This window comes from Escherichia sp. E2586 (assembly GCF_005781105.1).
Taxonomy (GTDB): Bacteria; Pseudomonadota; Gammaproteobacteria; order Enterobacterales; family Enterobacteriaceae; genus Escherichia.
In genome coordinates this window covers 108,686-126,896 of the sequence record NZ_VATN01000022.1, presented here as the reverse complement: position 1 = coordinate 126,896, position 18,211 = coordinate 108,686, and the positions used below count along the sequence as shown (strand labels likewise).

19 protein-coding genes and 1 tRNA gene are annotated in these 18,211 nt (G+C 49.4%); 6 read left to right on the top strand and 14 right to left on the bottom strand.

Annotation, left to right across the window (positions count from 1 at the left end; genetic code table 11):
- Positions 1-4: 4 nt before the first annotated feature.
- The 10 genes from FEK50_RS19885 to FEK50_RS19835 form a co-directional block, all read right to left on the bottom strand.
- Positions 5-499, bottom strand: a complete 495-nt coding sequence (locus tag FEK50_RS19885; protein WP_126510105.1) for a hypothetical protein — start codon at positions 497-499, stop codon at positions 5-7.
- Positions 496-861 carry an HNH endonuclease signature motif containing protein gene (locus FEK50_RS19880; RefSeq protein WP_001229294.1) on the bottom strand — a complete coding sequence of 122 codons (366 nt, stop codon included), beginning with the start codon at positions 859-861 and terminating at the stop codon, positions 496-498. The genes FEK50_RS19885 and FEK50_RS19880 overlap by 4 nt, the downstream gene beginning before the upstream one ends.
- Position 862: 1 nt before the next feature.
- Positions 863-1,249 carry a hypothetical protein gene (locus FEK50_RS19875; protein WP_000994918.1) on the bottom strand — a complete coding sequence of 129 codons (387 nt, stop codon included), beginning with the start codon at positions 1,247-1,249 and terminating at the stop codon, positions 863-865.
- Between the two features lie 100 nt (positions 1,250-1,349).
- Positions 1,350-1,598 carry a hypothetical protein gene (locus FEK50_RS19870; protein ID WP_135524434.1) on the bottom strand — a complete coding sequence of 83 codons (249 nt, stop codon included), beginning with the start codon at positions 1,596-1,598 and terminating at the stop codon, positions 1,350-1,352.
- Positions 1,595-2,173 carry a DUF2857 domain-containing protein gene (locus tag FEK50_RS19865; protein WP_001065818.1) on the bottom strand — a complete coding sequence of 193 codons (579 nt, stop codon included), beginning with the start codon at positions 2,171-2,173 and terminating at the stop codon, positions 1,595-1,597. The genes FEK50_RS19870 and FEK50_RS19865 overlap by 4 nt, the downstream gene beginning before the upstream one ends.
- Positions 2,170-2,895, bottom strand: coding sequence for a DUF2786 domain-containing protein (locus FEK50_RS19860; protein WP_089644308.1), 726 nt, complete (start codon positions 2,893-2,895; stop codon positions 2,170-2,172). Before FEK50_RS19860 ends, FEK50_RS19865 begins: the two co-directional genes overlap by 4 nt.
- A complete protein-coding gene (locus tag FEK50_RS19855) occupies positions 2,888-4,564 on the bottom strand; it encodes a ParB family protein (protein ID WP_094276113.1) in 1,677 nt (558 codons plus the stop codon). The genes FEK50_RS19860 and FEK50_RS19855 overlap by 8 nt, the downstream gene beginning before the upstream one ends.
- Positions 4,564-5,931: an SPI-7-type island replicative DNA helicase gene (gene dnaB-PI, locus FEK50_RS19850; protein ID WP_094276114.1), complete on the bottom strand. Its 1,368-nt coding sequence runs from the start codon at positions 5,929-5,931 to the stop codon at positions 4,564-4,566. Before dnaB-PI ends, FEK50_RS19855 begins: the two co-directional genes overlap by 1 nt.
- Positions 5,932-6,201: 270 nt before the next feature.
- Positions 6,202-6,462, bottom strand: coding sequence for a hypothetical protein (locus FEK50_RS19840; RefSeq protein WP_089643058.1), 261 nt, complete (start codon positions 6,460-6,462; stop codon positions 6,202-6,204).
- On the bottom strand, positions 6,456-7,334 hold the full coding sequence (locus FEK50_RS19835; protein WP_001023817.1) for a ParA family protein: 879 nt from the start codon (positions 7,332-7,334) through the stop codon (positions 6,456-6,458). The genes FEK50_RS19840 and FEK50_RS19835 overlap by 7 nt, the downstream gene beginning before the upstream one ends.
- Before the next feature lie 61 nt (positions 7,335-7,395).
- On the opposite strand from FEK50_RS19835, the gene FEK50_RS24230 reads away from it, so the two are divergent.
- The 6 genes from FEK50_RS24230 to lysS all read left to right on the top strand — a co-directional run bounded on the left by FEK50_RS24230 (position 7,396) and on the right by lysS (position 16,809).
- Positions 7,396-7,474: transfer RNA gene (locus FEK50_RS24230), tRNA-OTHER, on the top strand.
- 602 nt (positions 7,475-8,076) lie between these two features.
- Positions 8,077-9,615, top strand: a complete 1,539-nt coding sequence (gene cadC, locus FEK50_RS19825) for a lysine decarboxylation/transport transcriptional activator CadC (RefSeq protein ID WP_131161350.1) — start codon at positions 8,077-8,079, stop codon at positions 9,613-9,615.
- A gap of 361 nt (positions 9,616-9,976) precedes the next feature.
- On the top strand, positions 9,977-11,311 hold the full coding sequence (gene cadB / locus FEK50_RS19820; protein WP_130205939.1) for a cadaverine/lysine antiporter: 1,335 nt from the start codon (positions 9,977-9,979) through the stop codon (positions 11,309-11,311).
- 79 nt (positions 11,312-11,390) lie between these two features.
- Positions 11,391-13,538 (top strand): lysine decarboxylase CadA, encoded by a 2,148-nt coding sequence (gene cadA, locus FEK50_RS19815; RefSeq protein ID WP_130205937.1) that lies wholly within the window; start codon positions 11,391-11,393, stop codon positions 13,536-13,538.
- Positions 13,539-13,596: 58 nt separating this feature from the next.
- A complete protein-coding gene (dtpC, locus tag FEK50_RS19810; protein ID WP_130205935.1) occupies positions 13,597-15,054 on the top strand; it encodes a dipeptide/tripeptide permease DtpC in 1,458 nt (485 codons plus the stop codon).
- Between the two features lie 237 nt (positions 15,055-15,291).
- Entirely contained in the window at positions 15,292-16,809 is a 1,518-nt protein-coding gene (gene lysS / locus FEK50_RS19805) for a lysine--tRNA ligase (RefSeq protein WP_131161351.1), read from the top strand.
- Positions 16,810-16,927: 118 nt separating this feature from the next.
- Here lysS and ghoT read toward each other — a convergent pair whose 3' ends face one another.
- From ghoT to yjdI, 4 genes are all read right to left on the bottom strand, one after another.
- Positions 16,928-17,101: a type V toxin-antitoxin system toxin GhoT gene (gene ghoT / locus FEK50_RS19800; protein ID WP_130205931.1), complete on the bottom strand. Its 174-nt coding sequence runs from the start codon at positions 17,099-17,101 to the stop codon at positions 16,928-16,930.
- A gap of 26 nt (positions 17,102-17,127) precedes the next feature.
- Positions 17,128-17,424: a type V toxin-antitoxin system endoribonuclease antitoxin GhoS gene (gene ghoS, locus FEK50_RS19795; protein ID WP_130205929.1), complete on the bottom strand. Its 297-nt coding sequence runs from the start codon at positions 17,422-17,424 to the stop codon at positions 17,128-17,130.
- 217 nt (positions 17,425-17,641) lie between these two features.
- Entirely contained in the window at positions 17,642-17,914 is a 273-nt protein-coding gene (locus tag FEK50_RS19790; RefSeq protein ID WP_000405647.1) for a GNAT family N-acetyltransferase, read from the bottom strand.
- Between the two features lie 11 nt (positions 17,915-17,925).
- Positions 17,926-18,156 (bottom strand): 4Fe-4S mono-cluster protein YjdI, encoded by a 231-nt coding sequence (gene yjdI / locus FEK50_RS19785; protein WP_130205927.1) that lies wholly within the window; start codon positions 18,154-18,156, stop codon positions 17,926-17,928.
- Positions 18,157-18,211 lie beyond the last annotated feature (55 nt).

Here is an 18,211-nt window from a genome sequence, read left to right as displayed (position 1 = left end):
CCGATTAATCCTTAATACCAGCGTCATTTTCTCCTTTGATGCGAATGCCAGAGGCAACTGGCACAGATACCACTTCAATGCCAGCAACCTGGCAAGCCTCTTTAAGTACCCAGTCAACGGCGTCTTTCCATGCTCCGGTTTCGACTGGCGGATTTTCATGCTTAACCTGTTCACAGAAGCGCACTGCTTTAACCAGTCCATCCGGTACAGCTGATACCTGTGGTACGGTGTATAGCTTACGGGTCTGAACACCTGCCCCCTGGCATTTCTCTTCCTCAACAAATCCTTCAAAAGCACATTCCCCGCAATCTTCCCATTCTCCCCATTCATCATATTCCGTATCCCACAGGCGGTACTGATATACCACCGGCTCTGCTTCCAGCGATGCCAGAGCGATAAGCGCCAGTTCACGGATTTCACCGCCGTCTATATCGTCAATATCATCGCGGCCAGAAATGTTAGCCAGCCATTGCAGTCGCTCTTTGGTAATAGTGGTCATGCCGTAGCCCCTTCTTGATATTTTTCAAACCAGAACACAACCGGGTCAGATTTCATTTCAACCAATCCCATACGAACCAGCGCCTTGCCTTTCCCGGACGCAAGGAATTCACGACGACCATCACTGATAATTCGCCGATAATCTTCCAGGCTACTGCAATGCTTGTGCAGATTGCATGGGTGGCATGCCGGAACCATGTTGGATATATCGTCACGTTCCTGGTGAAGCATATTTCCAGCAAAACGAATGACCGGTTTTACATGGTCTGCATGCCACTTTTCGCCAAGTTCGCAGCCGCAATAAGCACAGCGACCACCGAATTTCATGCGCAGTTCTGCACGTTGTTTTTTCGTCAGTGCCATATTACTTTCCTTTTCCCTGAAGCATGGCGGTGCGGCAGGCGTTCCATATTCCGGCAGCAATATCGCGCTCGCTATCGGTTAATTTGTACGTGGAAACATAGCCAGAGAGCATTTCTACGTTTTCCGGAGTTGCTTCTTCCGGCACTACCGGCGCTGGAGGGGCAGTGTAAAGCTGGTGCGTTCCATCAGGCAGCGAGTGACCCACATACTCACCGAACCCGTCAACACACATACCCCCATCTTCAATAATGCATGACGCTACAGGCTCCGCTTCCAGCGACGCCAGAGCAATTTCATAAACCCGGCGCTCAATATCATCCCGCACATCATGGTGATTAATACGCCCCAGGATTTCGTCAAAGAGTTCGTCATTAGTAACAGCGTTCATGTGTCAGCCCTTAGTCTGCAGTGTTTTCAACCTGAGTGGAGAACTTAAACATCCGGCCATCAGCAGACCGGACCTGATACTCCGGTCCGGCCTGCACACTTCATTTACGTCTGGCAGTGTTGTAACGCTCATGGCTGAGCAGTTCCCAGGTCTCTCCCCGGTTACGGCTCAGCAGACGCCAGGCGCGTCCGACGTTTATCTTGTAATAACGGGTCCCCCGGTCATTCAGTTGCTGGTAATTGCGCACACCCTGCCGGAACAGACTGACCATCTGAACCGCCTTACGACAGCAGGCCGGCGGAACGCACGGGCTGGCCAGAATGCCCGGTGCCAGTTCTGTCATTTTCATGACGCATTCCTTACCGGCTCCGTCTGCCGGTCAGCGCACCATCCCCTTACCGCATGCCAGATAGCCGTCAGCGGGATATTCATCTGCTCTGCAGCCAGCATCATGACATCCAGTCCATCCGCACTCTCCACATCCGTGATGCCCGCCTTCTGCCATAAACGCCACAGCTCTGCACTTTCCTCATCGCTCAGCGTGACACCACGTCCCGGCCGAACATCAATACCGGCAATGCGCCGGCGCGCCGCAACATCCACACTGGAAAGTCCAAAGTAAAACGCCATCAGCTCAATGGAGCCACCCAGCGCCAGTGCACGGTCAATGCGCTGCAGACGTTTCTGCTCCGTCCGGGCCTGCTGCAGCATACGCAGCAGATTTTCATGATTAATGTCCAGCCGGATAACCGACACTTCCGAGTTCGACAGGTAATGGATTTCCTCAATGGTCAGTCCCTGCAGCATCTGCATTTCCTCCCGGGCCAGTCCCAGAGATTCACAACGGCGCAGATAGCCGCTCTTGAGGTCCATCACCAGTTGCATCAGCAGACCGTTGGTTGCCTGAGATAAGCTGTTATTCATGACGCCTCCCGTATCATCAGCCCCGGCACCATCTGGCGGGCAGTTCCCCCCACACCATGATGCAGTGAGGCATTTTTCCCGGCTTCATACCCCTGCCAGCGGGCCAGGTCACCGCCGCGACAGGCTTTCACCTCCCGGGGGTCCACCGTCTCCATCTCCTGCTGCTCCAGCCAGAGACGCATCAGCCGGCTTTCCTCTTCTGTCACACTGAATGGCATCACCACCTGACGAACGCCCAGAACCCAGCCATCACGGAACTGGGCGGCCCGGGCACGGCGGGTGCTCAGTTTCAGCCGCCGGCTCTGTGTACGGAGATACGCATCCGTTGCGTCCCTCAGTTGACGGCACAGAACATCAAACGCATAAGCCGCCACCTGAGGACGTTCACTGAAACCGTAAAACGTCACACACCGGCGATACCTGCCACCGGGCATCAACCGCCAGTCGTAATACGCACTGCAGCCAAATGTCTGTGACACCACCATGACCAGACGAAACATCCACGCCGGAACTTTTTCAGCCTCAGAAGGTGCCCCCTGTGATGAAGACGTCTGCACCGAAGAAAGTCCCGCATCCTGCTCCGTGATACCGTGTTTCGCCATCAGCTGTTGCGCCCTTGCAAGCGCCAGCCCGGCCTCATGGGCATTGCTGTTATTGCGGCTCAGCTCCAGCAGTTTCCTGACCCGTCTGACCAGACGCTCCTGATGCGGCATATCACTCATCACTTTCATCCTCCTCATCATCTTCGGGTAACACACTGCGCTGCAGGGCGCGCAGACGGCGCAGCACACTCAGAAGACGCAGCAGCTTCACGGCATGTTCATCATCCAGCAGTGGCCATGCCTCCGGCGCACTGCCACCTGTCAGCAGGTCTGTCAGACTGACGGGAGACACTGTCAGCGGTGCATCACCGGTCAGCCCCACCAGAAATGCCGTCACCGGCGAACATTTCTCCTCTGCAGTCCCGAAACCAGCCGACAGGTCACTTTCTCTGTCCATGGCAATTTCTTCAGCACAGCCGGCAGACTCAGCCAGTTCCCATGCCAGCCGGAAGGCCTCATTCTGCAGATGCTCGATATCATCCCGTCCTTCAGCAAAATGCGTCACCGATGCGGGAAGTGCATCAGGTGTTCCGGACGGCGCTGTATCGCCGGTCATAACGGATGGCACAGCGGATCCGGCAATACCCGTTTCCACCGCATCACCACTGAAAACCGGCTCGCCACCGTACATATCCGGCTGTATCTCCGGACGCAGGACTTTCTCAGCAGAAGAAGACGCCTTGTCTGCACGCTCCTCGGGGGAAGGAAGCCCACATTTTTCAGTGTGGTCTGTGTCGGAAACAGCGTTCTCCGGTCGGGCAGCACAATGCTGTTCGGGCTCAGTATCAGGGGCAGAGATTTCCGGTACCTCAGGCCGGATACGGGATACCGGTGCACCGGACTGCCCTGTGCCGCTGTCGCGGACTGACGGCGGTACCACCACCGGTTCCGGCTCACCAAAATGGTGACGACGGTTCCGCTCTTTCGGATCCAGCTCCAGCAGCCACCGGTCATAGTCCAGGGAGGGATGTGGCAGCGCCTGCAATAAATCTCCAATCAGCTCATCGCGGAACATCTCCAGTGACCACAGTTCCGGCGAATTAAACTTCCGGCAGCTTTCCCCGAACACTCTGTCAAATTCCGCGTCCGTGCCGGACGCCAGCGCGAACTGTCCCCAGACACGCTCTGCGTCCTGACGAAGTGCCAGCAATGCCGTAACCTGTGGTCGCCCCAGCCCTGACTCCATCAGGTCGGGGATCCAGGGATACAGATATTTCAGGGCGTTCTCCATCCTGCTGATACTGGAAGCATCAACCGGCAGTCCCTGTTCCGTCAGTAATGACGACAGCTCGCGCATGGACACGCTTTTGTTTAACTGCTCTTCATAAATCAGGCGCGCCTTGTGAATGCCCTGCGCCTTCTCAATAAAGGTCAGTTCACCGCGAACTTCATTTTCCGCCAGATGACCAATCACACACTGAAGCCGTCCCGGCCAGGGTTTGAACAGCACATGAATACGGTAAAAACGCGGGTCCCCCGTTTCTTTCCAGAGTTCCGTCAGTATCTGGTAACGGGTGTTTCCCCCGTCACTGAAGATATACACATCCGGCTCACTGTCCGGAATACGGGTGACTTTGGGCACCGTATCCAGCCCGCGGGCGTGAATGGAGTTTTTGATGTCGTCATAACGCGGATTGCGCGTGGTGCGCGGGTTATCCGGATTCGGACGTAACTGGTCCAGCGTCAGAATCATGGGGGTCTCCCCCAGTGCCACCACATTACCGGCAGCACTGGCCTGACGACCGGGCTGCATAATGGCAGCCCCGAGATTCAGTGGTTTGTGTGCCATCACGCATATCCTCCCTGCCCGTCATTTTCAGAGGGCGTAAACAGTGTGTAACGGCCGTCGAATCTGACCCGCACCGTGCCTGTGGGCCCCTGACGCTGCTTGCTGACAATAATTTCAGCCTCCCCCTTTGCCAGTGAATCGGGGTTATAGACCTCGTCGCGGTAAATAAACATAATCAGGTCAGCATCCTGCTCCAGTGCCCCGGAATCACGCAGGTCACCGTTATTGGGGCGTTTATCTGCACGCTGTTCCACCTGACGGTTAAGCTGGGAGAGGGCCAGCACCGGACACCCCAGCTCCTTCCCCAGCGCTTTCAGGGAACGGGAAATTTCAGCAATTTCCTGTGTGCGGTTCTCCAGCTCCGGCGCCCGAATCAGTTGCAGATAATCCACCATAATCAGAGCGGGTTTACCGTACAGACGGGTATAACGGCGGGCACTGGCACGCAGCGATGACGGTGTCTGCTGGCTGCAGTCATCAATTATCAGGCGTTCACCCAGCGCATCCATGCCTCCGTCACCCAGCGCCATGCCGACCGCAGATGACACCCTCGCCCAGTCCTCATCATCCATGTTGCCACTGCGCAGATGATTCAGTTCCACACGCCCCAGCATGGAAAGCATGCGCAGAATCAGTTGCTCCTTCGGCATCTCAATGCTGAATACCAGAACGCTTTCTTCTGTCCGTCGCCGGGCGGCACTGAGACACATGGACAACGCCAGAGAAGTTTTCCCCATTGACGGACGGGCAGCCAGCAGGACCAGGTCGCCGGGCTGCAGGCCACAGGTCATTTCATCCAGACAGTCAAATCCCGTGGGGGTACCGGTCACACCACCGGAGCCGAGCACACTTTCCAGTTGCTGCAGAACAGTATCGAGCGCGGATGAAAGAGAGGCTTCCGTGCGCTCCCGGAGCGTCCTGTTCTGCGCAAGAGCAAACAGACGCCGCTCTGCAGCATCCAGCACGTCCCGTGATGTGGCGTTCGGTGCCGCCACATCAGCAATCAGGGTGTTTCCGGTGGCCTGTAACTGACGCAGAACGCTTTTCTCCACCACAATGCCTGCATAGGCCATGATGTTGGCCGCAGAAGGTGTGTTCTTGCTGAGCTCGGCCAGATAAGCAAAACCGCCCAGTACGTCCAGCCTGCCCTGATGTTCCAGGTGCTCTGACAGTGTAATCAGGTCCAGAGGCTGGCCATTCACCGCCAGTTCAGACATGGCACGGAATATGGCCCGATGCTGAGCCACATAAAAATCGTCAGGGTTCAGTATCAGCACCACTTCATCCCAGCGCTCATTCTCCAGCATCAGGCCGCCCAGAACGGCCTGCTCTGCTTCGTATGCACAGAGAATAGACATTTCAGCCATGGCGTACCCTCCCCCTCTGACTGCCGGAAACCTGACTATGTGAAAAAAGGGAAAAGGGTGCCGGACGTACAGCTGTCGGGAATAAAATCCCGGTGGCTGTCTGTACATTTTCAGACCGGTAAGTTTGGCGACCCCGGTCAGAAGGTACGGACAGCATCCGTTCATTCATAACAAGTTGATTTAAAGGAAAAATCTTATGAATACAGAAAAACAACTGCCGTCCGGCATTGATGACCTTGCTACAAACTGAGGTGGGTGTTACAGAAACACTCATACCACCTCCTTCGTTTTTCGCTTTTTGCCGGTAAAACCACATGAAAAAAGCGGGTCATGCCGCTGACGACGCTGGCGTTCCTGCAAAAGAAAGGCGTCACAACAGGAGCACAGCCCCAGCCCGCTATCATGATTCACCTTCACCCACTGCCGGGTGTCCTGACCTGCAGCATCACCAAATCGCACACCGGAATAACCACATCCGACGCACACTATCCGTCCACGCCTTGTCAGGGATTTAAACGACGGCTTTACCATTGACGTATGCCTCCGTGTTCCAGCAATTCATCAAAAAACTCACTCCACTCCGGCAACAGCTCACAGGCCAGGCTATGCATGGTGACCAGCGCAGAATCACTGCGACGAGCAGATGCTTTTTCAAGACGGTGTACCGGCTGGCCGGCTGCGTGTCCCTGTTTGTAAATATTCAGGTCATAAATCTGTGTTGAAAGCAGGGTGACCGCGCCTTCAGGAAGCACTTTGCTGTAACGACCGGAGTTAATAATGTCAGTCAGCTCCGCCAGTGTTTGTCTGGCCAGCGCCGTATAATCCATACAGTTAACCAGAGTGCGGACTTTCGGCAGGGGGATACCCAGTTCACGGTAGGGCAACAGGTTTTCCATGACATTGACTGTGCCACGAATGAACTCACGCACATCCGGCAGAACCGGATTCACCATCCCCACCACAGACTCCGTGGCAGACAGCACAATCATTTCCAGCATGACGGAACGCGCGCCCTGTGAATCCACCACAATGACGTCATAACTCTGGAAAAGTGGATGCTGGAGCACATTACGCAGACGGAGGCGACCATCCGGTGCATGAAGCATGGCCGTTTTCAGTTGTTCATGGGGGTCATTGGAGACTATCAGGTCAAGGCCGTCGATAGCCGTGCGGGAGATGATGTTGTCGGGATGACTGAGGTCAGCCGTGCGCATCAGTAATTCAAAAAGACCGGCCGGCGCTTCATACGTCAGCGGAAAGATATTGCTTGCCGTGGGCTGGGCATGGTCTCCGTCTATCAGCAGGGTACGGAGGCCGGCATCCGCCAGAAAACCGGCAAGATTAGCAGACTGGGTTGATTTTCCTTCGCCACCTTTGGTGGACACAACGGGCAGAATGTTCACTGGCACACTCTCTCTTTAAAATGTGCAACCAATGAACTACACTGAAGACTCCTGTCTGACAGTCCGGATTACCCGTGAAAGCCAGAACAATGGGATTGAAAATCCCCGTGTCCTTGGTTCGATTCCGAGTCCGGGCACCAAATTCATATGGACGGACCTCCACGGAGGTCCGTTTTTCGTTTCAGGACGCGACGATTTAACCGTTCTTCCTCCAAATCACTCCCACCAAACTCAACCAAATTCTCCCCACATCACCAGCATTTTGCGGGTATACCCCTGTTTGAGAAAATTTGTCCCTGAGCTATGACACTGACTGACGCGAAATATCGTGCGGCCCCGTGATGCTGTTGAACGACAAATGACGTCATCAGGAGCGTAACGCATCCATAAACAGAACGCCGACTGATGAGATTTCCTGGATGCGAACAAAGAGAAATGTATCAGTCCGTTTGATCATGCAAAGACTAACAATCCATTAAAATAGTAAGCGTTCCAGGCAATTTTCCGGGGATTATTTTCTGAACGTTTTCTTTGGCAAAGATAATCAATCTTGGTGGTAAGGCAAATTACTTCTGATTCTCATTAAAGTCATTTCGTAAGGCGATGTAATCAAGAGGTTTACGGCTGGTAAAAATAACGTCTCACATTCACCTGTAATATGTAAACGCATCCATCTATAGATGGTAAAAATAGGTTATGGCAATTATCATTGCACCATTCCCTTTTCGAATGAGTTTTTATTATGCAACAACCTGTAGTTCGCGTTGGCGAGTGGCTTGTTACTCCGTCCATAAACCAAATTAGTCGCAATGGGCGTCAACTTACCCTTGAGCCGAGACTAATCGATCTTCTGGTTTTCTTTGCTCAACACAGTGGCGAAGTACTTAGCAGAGATGAACTTATCGATAATGTCTGGAAGAGAAGTATTGTTACCAATCACGTTGTAACGCAGAGTATCTCAGAACTGCGTAAGTCATTAAAAGATAATGATGAAGATAGTCTTGTCTATATCGCTACTGTACCAAAGCGCGGTTATAAATTAATGGTGCCAGTTATCTGGTACAGCGAAGAGGAGGGAGAAGAAATAATGCAATCTTCGCCTCCCCCTATACCAGAGGCGATTCCTGACAAAGATTCCCCTTCCCACAGTCTTAACATTCAAAACACCGCAACGCCACCTGAACAATCCCCAGTTAAAAGCAAACGATTCACTACCTTTTGGGTATGGTTTTTTTTCCTGTTGTCGTTAGGTATCTGTGTAGCACTGGTGGCGTTTTCCAGTCTTGAAACGCGCCTTCCTATGAGTAAATCGCGTATTTTGCTCAATCCACGCGATATTGACATTAATATGGTGAATAAGAGTTGTAACAGCTGGACTTCCCCGTATCAGCTCTCTTACGCGATAGGCGTGGGTGATTTGGTGGCTACGTCACTTAATACCTTCTCCACTTTTATGGTTCATGACAAAATCAACTACAACATTGATGAACCGAGCAGTTCCGGTAAAACATTATCTATTGCGTTTGTTAATCAGCGCCAATACCGCGCTCAACAGTGCTTTATGTCGGTGAAATTGGTAGACAATGCAGATGGTTCAACCATGCTGGATAAACGTTATGTCATCACTAACGGTAATCAGCTGGCGATTCAAAATGATTTACTGGAGAGTTTGTCAAAAGCGTTAAATCAACCGTGGCCACAACAAATGCAGGAGATGCTCCAACAAATTTTGCCTCATCGTGGTGCGTTATTAACTAATTTTTATCAGGCACATGATTATTTAATGCATGGTGATGATAAATCATTGAACCGTGCCAGTGAGTTATTAGGTGAGATTGTTCAATCATCTCCCGAATTTACCTACGCGAGAGCAGAGAAAGCATTAGTTGATATAGTACGTCATTCTCAGCATCCTTTAGATGAAAAACAATTAGCAGCACTGAACACAGAAATTGATAACATTGCTACACTGCCAGGAATGAATAATCTGGCCATTCTCTATCAAATAAAAGCGGTCAGTGCTCTGACAAAAGGAAAAACAGACGAATCTTATCAGGCGATAAATACTGGCATTGACCTTGAAATGTCCTGGCTAAATTATGTATTGCTTGGCAAAGTTTATGAGATGAAGGGGATGAACCGAGAAGCTGCTGATGCATACCTCACCGCCTTTAATTTACGCCCAGGAGCAAACACCCTTTACTGGATTGAAAATGGCATATTCCAGACTTCTGTTTCTTATGTTGTTCCTTATCTCGACAAATTTCTCGCTTCAGAATAAACGAATCCTGGGTTGATTCATTCGCGGGGATTTTTAGCGTTAAACGCTTGTATATTTATTGACATAACATGTTGCAGCAATTTATTTGCTGCATAATTTTTTATTACATAAATTTAACCAGCAACTTTCTCGTAATTCATTGTAAATATTGAATGTTTATCTTTTCATGATATCAACTTGCGATTCTGATCTGTTAATGAAGAGCTAAAATAATCACTGACATAAACTTTTGTATTATTTCACCTAATCTTTAGGATTAATCTTTTTTTTGAGTAGTCTTGTCGCCAGTTTGGTCTGGTCAGTAAATAGTTATACATCATGACCCGGACTCCAAATTCTAAAATGAAATTAGGAGAAGAGCATGAGTTCTGCCAAGAAGATTGGGCTATTTGCCTGTACCGGTGTTGTTGCCGGTAATATGATGGGGAGCGGTATTGCATTATTACCTGCGAACCTTGCAAGTATCGGTGGTATTGCTATCTGGGGTTGGATCATCTCTATTATTGGTGCAATGTCGCTGGCTTATGTATATGCCCGACTGGCAACAAAGAACCCGCAACAAGGTGGCCCAATTGCTTATGCTGGAGAAATTTCCCCTGCATTTGGTTTTCAGACAGGTGTTCTTTATTACCATGCTAACTGGATTGGTAACCTGGCGATTGGTATTACCGCTGTATCTTATCTTTCCACCTTCTTCCCAGTATTAAATGATCCTGTTCCGGCGGGTATCGCCTGTATTGCTATCGTCTGGGTATTTACCTTTGTAAATATGCTCGGCGGTACCTGGGTAAGCCGTTTAACCACTATTGGCCTGGTGCTGGTTCTTATTCCTGTGGTTATGACTGCTATTGTTGGCTGGCATTGGTTTGATGCTGCAACTTATGCAGCTAACTGGAATACTGCGGGTACCACTGATGGTCATGCGATCATTAAAAGTATTCTGCTCTGCCTGTGGGCCTTCGTGGGTGTTGAATCCGCAGCTGTAAGTACTGGTATGGTTAAAAACCCGAAACGTACCGTTCCACTGGCAACCATGCTGGGTACTGGTTTAGCAGGTATTGTTTACATTGCTGCGACTCAGGTGCTTTCCGGTATGTATCCGTCTTCTGTAATGGCAGCTTCCGGTGCTCCGTTTGCAATCAGTGCTTCAACTATCCTCGGTAACTGGGCTGCGCCGCTGGTTTCTGCATTCACCGCCTTTGCGTGCCTGACTTCTCTGGGCTCCTGGATGATGCTGGTAGGCCAGGCAGGTGTACGTGCCGCTAACGACGGTAACTTCCCGAAAGTTTATGGTGAAGTCGACAGCAACGGTATTCCGAAAAAAGGTCTGCTGCTGGCTGCAGTGAAAATGACTGCCCTGATGATCCTCATCACTCTGATGAACTCTGCCGGTGGTAAAGCATCTGACCTGTTCGGTGAACTGACCGGTATCGCAGTACTGCTGACTATGCTGCCGTACTTCTACTCTTGCGTTGACCTGATTCGTTTTGAAGGCGTTAACATCCGCAACTTTGTCAGCCTGATCTGCTCTGTACTGGGTTGCGTGTTCTGCTTCATCGCTCTGATGGGCGCAAGCTCCTTCGAGCTGGCAGGTACCTTCATCGTCAGCCTGATTATCCTGATGTTCTACGCTCGCAAAATGCATGAGCGCCAGAGCCACTCAATGGATAACCACACAGCATCTAACGCACATTAATTAAAAGTATTTTCCGAGGCTCCTCCTTTCATTTTGTCCCATGTGTTGGGAGGGGCCTTTTTTACCTGGAGATATGACTATGAACGTTATTGCAATATTGAATCACATGGGGGTTTATTTTAAAGAAGAACCCATCCGTGAACTTCATCGCGCGCTTGAACGTCTGAACTTCCAGATTGTTTACCCGAACGACCGTGACGACTTATTAAAACTGATCGAAAACAATGCGCGTCTGTGCGGTGTTATTTTTGACTGGGATAAATATAATCTCGAGTTGTGCGAAGAAATTAGCAAAATGAACGAGAACCTGCCGTTGTACGCGTTCGCTAATACATATTCCACACTCGATGTAAGCCTGAACGATCTGCGTTTACAGATTAGCTTCTTTGAATATGCGCTGGGTGCTGCTGATGATATTGCTAACAAGATCAAGCAGACCACTGACGAATATATCAACACTATTCTGCCTCCGCTGACCAAAGCGCTGTTTAAATATGTTCGTGAAGGTAAATATACTTTCTGTACTCCTGGTCACATGGGCGGTACTGCATTCCAGAAAAGCCCGGTAGGTAGCCTGTTCTATGATTTCTTTGGTCCGAACACCATGAAATCTGATATTTCCATTTCAGTATCTGAACTGGGTTCCCTGCTGGATCACAGCGGTCCACACAAAGAAGCAGAACAGTATATCGCTCGCGTCTTTAACGCAGAGCGCAGCTACATGGTGACCAACGGTACTTCCACTGCGAACAAAATTGTTGGTATGTACTCTGCTCCGGCAGGCAGCACCATTCTGATTGACCGTAACTGCCACAAATCGCTGACCCACCTGATGATGATGAGCGATGTTACGCCAATCTATTTCCGCCCGACCCGTAACGCTTACGGTATTCTTGGCGGTATTCCACAGAGTGAATTCCAGCACGCTACCATTGCTAAGCGCGTGAAAGAAACACCAAACGCGACCTGGCCGGTACATGCCGTAATTACTAACTCTACCTATGATGGTCTGCTGTACAACACCGACTTCATTAAGAAAACGCTGGATGTGAAATCCATCCACTTTGACTCCGCGTGGGTGCCTTACACCAACTTCTCACCAATTTACGAAGGTAAATGCGGTATGAGCGGTGGCCGTGTCGAAGGGAAAGTGATTTACGAAACCCAGTCCACTCACAAACTGCTGGCGGCGTTCTCTCAGGCTTCCATGATCCACGTTAAAGGTGACGTAAACGAAGAAACCTTTAACGAAGCCTACATGATGCACACCACCACTTCTCCGCACTACGGTATCGTGGCGTCCACTGAAACCGCTGCGGCGATGATGAAAGGTAATGCCGGTAAACGCCTGATCGACGGTTCCATTGAACGTGCGATCAAGTTCCGTAAAGAGATCAAACGTCTGAGAACAGAATCTGATGGCTGGTTCTTTGATGTATGGCAGCCGGATCATATCGATACTACTGAATGCTGGCCGCTGCGTTCTGACAGCACCTGGCACGGCTTCAAAAACATCGATAACGAGCACATGTATCTTGACCCGATCAAAGTCACTCTGCTGACTCCGGGGATGGAAAAAGACGGCACCATGAGCGACTTTGGTATTCCGGCCAGCATCGTGGCGAAATACCTCGACGAACATGGCATCGTTGTTGAGAAGACCGGTCCGTATAACCTGCTGTTCCTGTTCAGCATCGGTATTGATAAGACCAAAGCACTGAGCCTGCTGCGTGCTCTGACTGACTTCAAACGTGCGTTCGACCTGAACCTGCGTGTGAAAAACATGCTGCCGTCTCTGTATCGTGAAGATCCTGAATTCTATGAAAACATGCGTATTCAGGAACTGGCTCAGAATATCCACAAACTGATTGTTCACCACAATCTGCCGGATCTGATGTATCGCGCATTTGAAGTGCTGCCGACAATGGTAATGACTCCGTATGCTGCGTTCCAGAAAGAGCTGCACGGTATGACCGAAGAAGTTTACCTCGACGAAATGGTAGGTCGTATTAACGCCAATATGATCCTTCCGTATCCGCCGGGAGTTCCTCTGGTAATGCCGGGTGAAATGATCACCGAAGAAAGCCGTCCGGTTCTGGAGTTCCTGCAGATGCTGTGTGAAATCGGCGCTCACTATCCGGGCTTTGAAACCGATATTCACGGTGCATACCGTCAGGCTGATGGCCGCTATACCGTTAAGGTATTGAAAGAAGAAAGCAAAAAATAATTAGCTAGTACAAGGGAAGTGGCTTGCCACTTCCCTTTTTTGCTCATAAGGAGAACACATGAAAACACCCTCACAGCCGCGCGCGATATACTATATCGTGGCGATCCAGATCTGGGAGTACTTCAGTTTTTACGGCATGCGTGCCTTACTCATTCTCTATCTCACCCATCAGCTTGGTTTTGATGATAACCATGCCATCAGCCTGTTCAGCGCATACGCTTCTTTGGTTTACGTTACCCCTATTCTCGGCGGCTGGCTTGCCGACCGCCTGCTCGGCAACCGCACTGCGGTAATTGCCGGCGCGCTGTTAATGACCCTTGGCCATGTGGTGCTGGGCATTGATACAAATTCAACCTTTAGCCTGTATCTGGCGCTGGCAATCATTATTTGTGGCTACGGTTTATTCAAATCAAACATCAGCTGTTTGCTTGGCGAGCTCTACGACGAGAACGATCATCGACGTGATGGCGGTTTTTCGCTGCTGTATGCTGCGGGCAATATCGGTTCTATCGCAGCCCCCATCGCCTGCGGCCTGGCTGCTCAGTGGTATGGATGGCATGTTGGCTTTGCCCTTGCGGGTGGCGGCATGTTTATCGGTTTGTTGATTTTCTTAAGCGGTCATCGTCATTTCCAGTCCACGCGTAGTATGGATAAAAAAGCGCTCACTCGCGTGAAGTTTGCCTTACCGGTATGGAGCTGGTTAGTGGTGATGCTCTGTTTAGCCCCAGTATTTTTTACCTTGCTGCTGGAGAACGACTGGTCCGGATATTTGCTGGCGATTGTTTGCCTTATTGCTGCACAAATCATTGCCCGCATGATGATCAAATTCCCCGAACACCGCCGTGCTCTTTGGCAAATTGTATTGTTGATGTTTGTCGGGACGTTGTTCTGGGTACTGGCACAACAGGGCGGCAGTACCATCAGCTTGTTTATCGATCGCTTTGTGAATCGTCAGGCATTCAATATTGAAGTACCTACTGCGCTATTCCAGTCAGTGAATGCAATTGCGGTGATGCTCGCTGGAGTTGTACTTGCCTGGCTGGCGTCGCCAGAAAGCCACGGCAACTCAACATTGCGCGTCTGGCTGAAGTTTGCCTTTGGCTTACTGCTGATGGCTTGTGGCTTTATGTTGCTGGCATTTGATGCCCGACATGCAGCGGCTGGCGGTCAAGCGTCAATGGGTGTGATGATATCCGGGCTGGCGCTAATGGGCTTTGCCGAACTCTTTATTGACCCGGTGGCGATTGCGCAAATCACGCGTCTGAAAATGTCTGGCGTATTAACCGGTATTTATATGCTGGCAACAGGCGCGGTCGCCAACTGGCTGGCAGGCGTAGTGGCACAACAGACGACAGAGTCGCAAATTAGCGGTATGGCAATTGCAGCTTACCAGCGATTCTTTTCCCAGATGGGAGAGTGGACGTTGGCTTGTGTCGCGATCATCGTGGCATTGGCCTTTGCTACCCGATTTCTGTTTAGCACTCCGACGAATATGATACAGGAAAGCAACGATTAACTTCCGTAAAAACAATTAGTTATGAATCAATTTACTTTCAGTTAATCACACTAGCAAATCCCAGATTAATAAGATATTTAAACCATTTTTATGGTTATTTATTAGTGATATCAACTTGAGGTAAGCGTTGGTTTAGATAAGATGAACTGAGTTACTAATAGTCGAGGCAGATAATACAGTGTACCGATCTGTCTCTTTATCTACGCTAAATTGAAAGCTGGATTAAGAGGAACCAAAATGTCTGAACGAGAAACACAGGGAGCCAATGAGGCTATTGATTTTAACGATGAAATGAGAAATCGTCGCGAAAAACTGGCAGCGCTGCGTCAGCAAGGCGTGGCGTTTCCCAATGATTTTCGCCGCGACCATACTTCTGACCAGTTGCACGAAGAGTTTGATGCGAAGGATAACCAGGAACTGGAATCCTTAAACATTGAAGTCTCGATTGCTGGCCGAATGATGACCCGTCGAATCATGGGGAAAGCCTCCTTTGTAACATTGCAGGATGTCGGTGGCCGTATTCAACTGTACGTTGCACGAGATAGCCTGCCAGAAGGTGTTTATAACGATCAGTTTAAAAAATGGGACCTGGGTGACATTATCGGTGCCCGCGGTACGCTGTTTAAGACGCAAACTGGTGAGCTTTCCATTCACTGTACTGAGTTACGCCTGCTGACTAAAGCACTACGTCCTTTACCAGATAAATTCCATGGTCTGCAGGATCAGGAAGTCCGTTATCGTCAACGTTATCTGGACCTCATCGCTAACGATAAATCCCGTCAAACGTTTGTTGTCCGTTCAAAAATTCTGGCCGCTATCCGCCAGTTCATGGTCGCACGCGGCTTTATGGAAGTAGAAACCCCGATGATGCAGGTAATTCCAGGTGGGGCATCTGCTCGCCCGTTTATTACCCATCATAATGCTCTGGATTTAGATATGTATCTGCGTATCGCGCCGGAGCTGTATCTGAAACGTCTGGTTGTAGGTGGTTTTGAACGGGTATTCGAAATCAACCGTAACTTCCGTAATGAAGGTATTTCTGTTCGTCATAATCCTGAGTTCACGATGATGGAACTCTACATGGCGTATGCGGATTACCACGATTTGATTGAACTGACAGAGTCACTGTTCCGCACCCTGGCACAAGAGGTACTGGGTACCACTAAAGTCACTTATGGCGAGCATGTGTTTGATTTCGGCAAACCGTTTGAAAAACTCACCATGCGCGAAGCAATCAAAAAATATCGTCCAGAAACCGATATGGCCGACCTGGATAATTTTGATGCCGCTAAAGCATTAGCTGAATCTATCGGTATTACAGTAGAGAAAAGCTGGGGGCTGGGACGTATTGTCACCGAAATCTTTGATGAAGTTGCAGAAGCACATCTGATTCAGCCAACCTTTATTACTGAGTATCCGGCAGAAGTGTCACCGCTGGCGCGCCGTAATGATGTTAACCCGGAAATCACCGACCGTTTTGAATTCTTCATCGGTGGTCGTGAAATCGGTAATGGTTTTAGCGAATTAAACGACGCAGAAGATCAGGCTGAACGTTTCCAGGAACAGGTTAACGCCAAAGCTGCAGGTGACGACGAAGCGATGTTCTACGACGAAGATTACGTGACTGCGTTGGAATATGGTCTGCCGCCAACCGCAGGTCTGGGAATTGGTATCGACCGAATGATTATGCTGTTTACTAACAGTCATACTATTCGCGACGTTATTCTCTTCCCGGCGATGCGTCCACAGAAATAAGTTTCACTTTAATGAACGAAGCAGCCAGGCGACTGCTTCGTTCGTCGTTCCGCAAATCAAGTTTTGAGGAGAGACGCTTCGTTTCAAGATAACCAGCGGATCCACTCAACCACAGCTCCTAAAAGAGAGAAAAAAGTAATGCCACAGGCAGACTCATTGGCCAGGTTATTCCTACCAGGAATGCACTAAGTAAACGAATATGTGTTTTCTCATGTGAGATAAACCAGATAATGACAAAGGATATGTTCACACCAATCACATAAAAAATTAATATTTTATAGAATAGTGTCATTTTGAATATCTTCTTATCCCTTCCATCTATTTGTAAAACTGACGGAAATAGTCATCAACTATCATAATGTTGAGGTCAAAATCAATATCTGGCAAGTCTAAGCATTTGATCCTGATTAAATCTTCAATTTCACTTGCGGCTAATGATGTCGTTATTGCGAAAGAATTCTCATTCAATTGTCGTGGTATTCCATATTCATCAGCCACTATAGAGGAGAAGTTCATATCATGCATCAATGATCTTAACCTTAAGAAAACTGAGGAATAAGATGATGGATAATCAAAAGAAACGACATAAGTATTGAACTTTTTTTTACCTTCCATAATAAGACTCCTATCAATATTAAATGCCCTGGGTATGCAAAGTTTATTAACCCCGATTGATGATTCTCATATAGGAGATATTCTTTTTTTTTTGCTCACTAAAGGGGATGACTTGGGACAAGAAAAAGCTCTCTCTGACCATTCTTTGTGCATCCCCCGACCCTTCAGATACTCCCCTGCATCGCATTACGCAGAGCATGAAAAATATCGTTACTCATCAACTGCGAATATCATCATACTCACGCGTTTTATCAAATTCGTGTTTCGCAAATGGGCACAGTGGGATAATTTTTCGTTTTTCCCGGCGCATTTTTTCCACGACTTTCGCAACCAACTGTTTACCAATCCCTTGCCCTTTCAGGCTTTCATCAACATCGGTATGTTCGATAATCGCTAAATTCTCTCCAGTCGGCACAAAGACAATTTCAGCGATTTGCTTACCCTGTTCGTCATTGATGTAAAATTTATTGTGACCTTCACGTATTTCCATTTTTCCCTCGCTTATTTATGACGGTATTTCAGTGCGCCGCTCGGGCACGTATCAATCACTTTCACTACAGTGGCGACGTCCACTTCATCCGGCATGATCCACGGCTTACGTTTGAGATTAAATAACTTGCCGTTGCCACGTACGCAATTGCCAGAATGCTGACATATTGCAGTGTTGAAATAGACATCGATCTTTTCGCCGGTATAGCAGCGATAACCACCGTCCAGTAGATCCTGATCCATGACCTTCCCTCTCTCATCAGTATGGTTTTCGCAATAAGCATAGCCCGGAATCTTC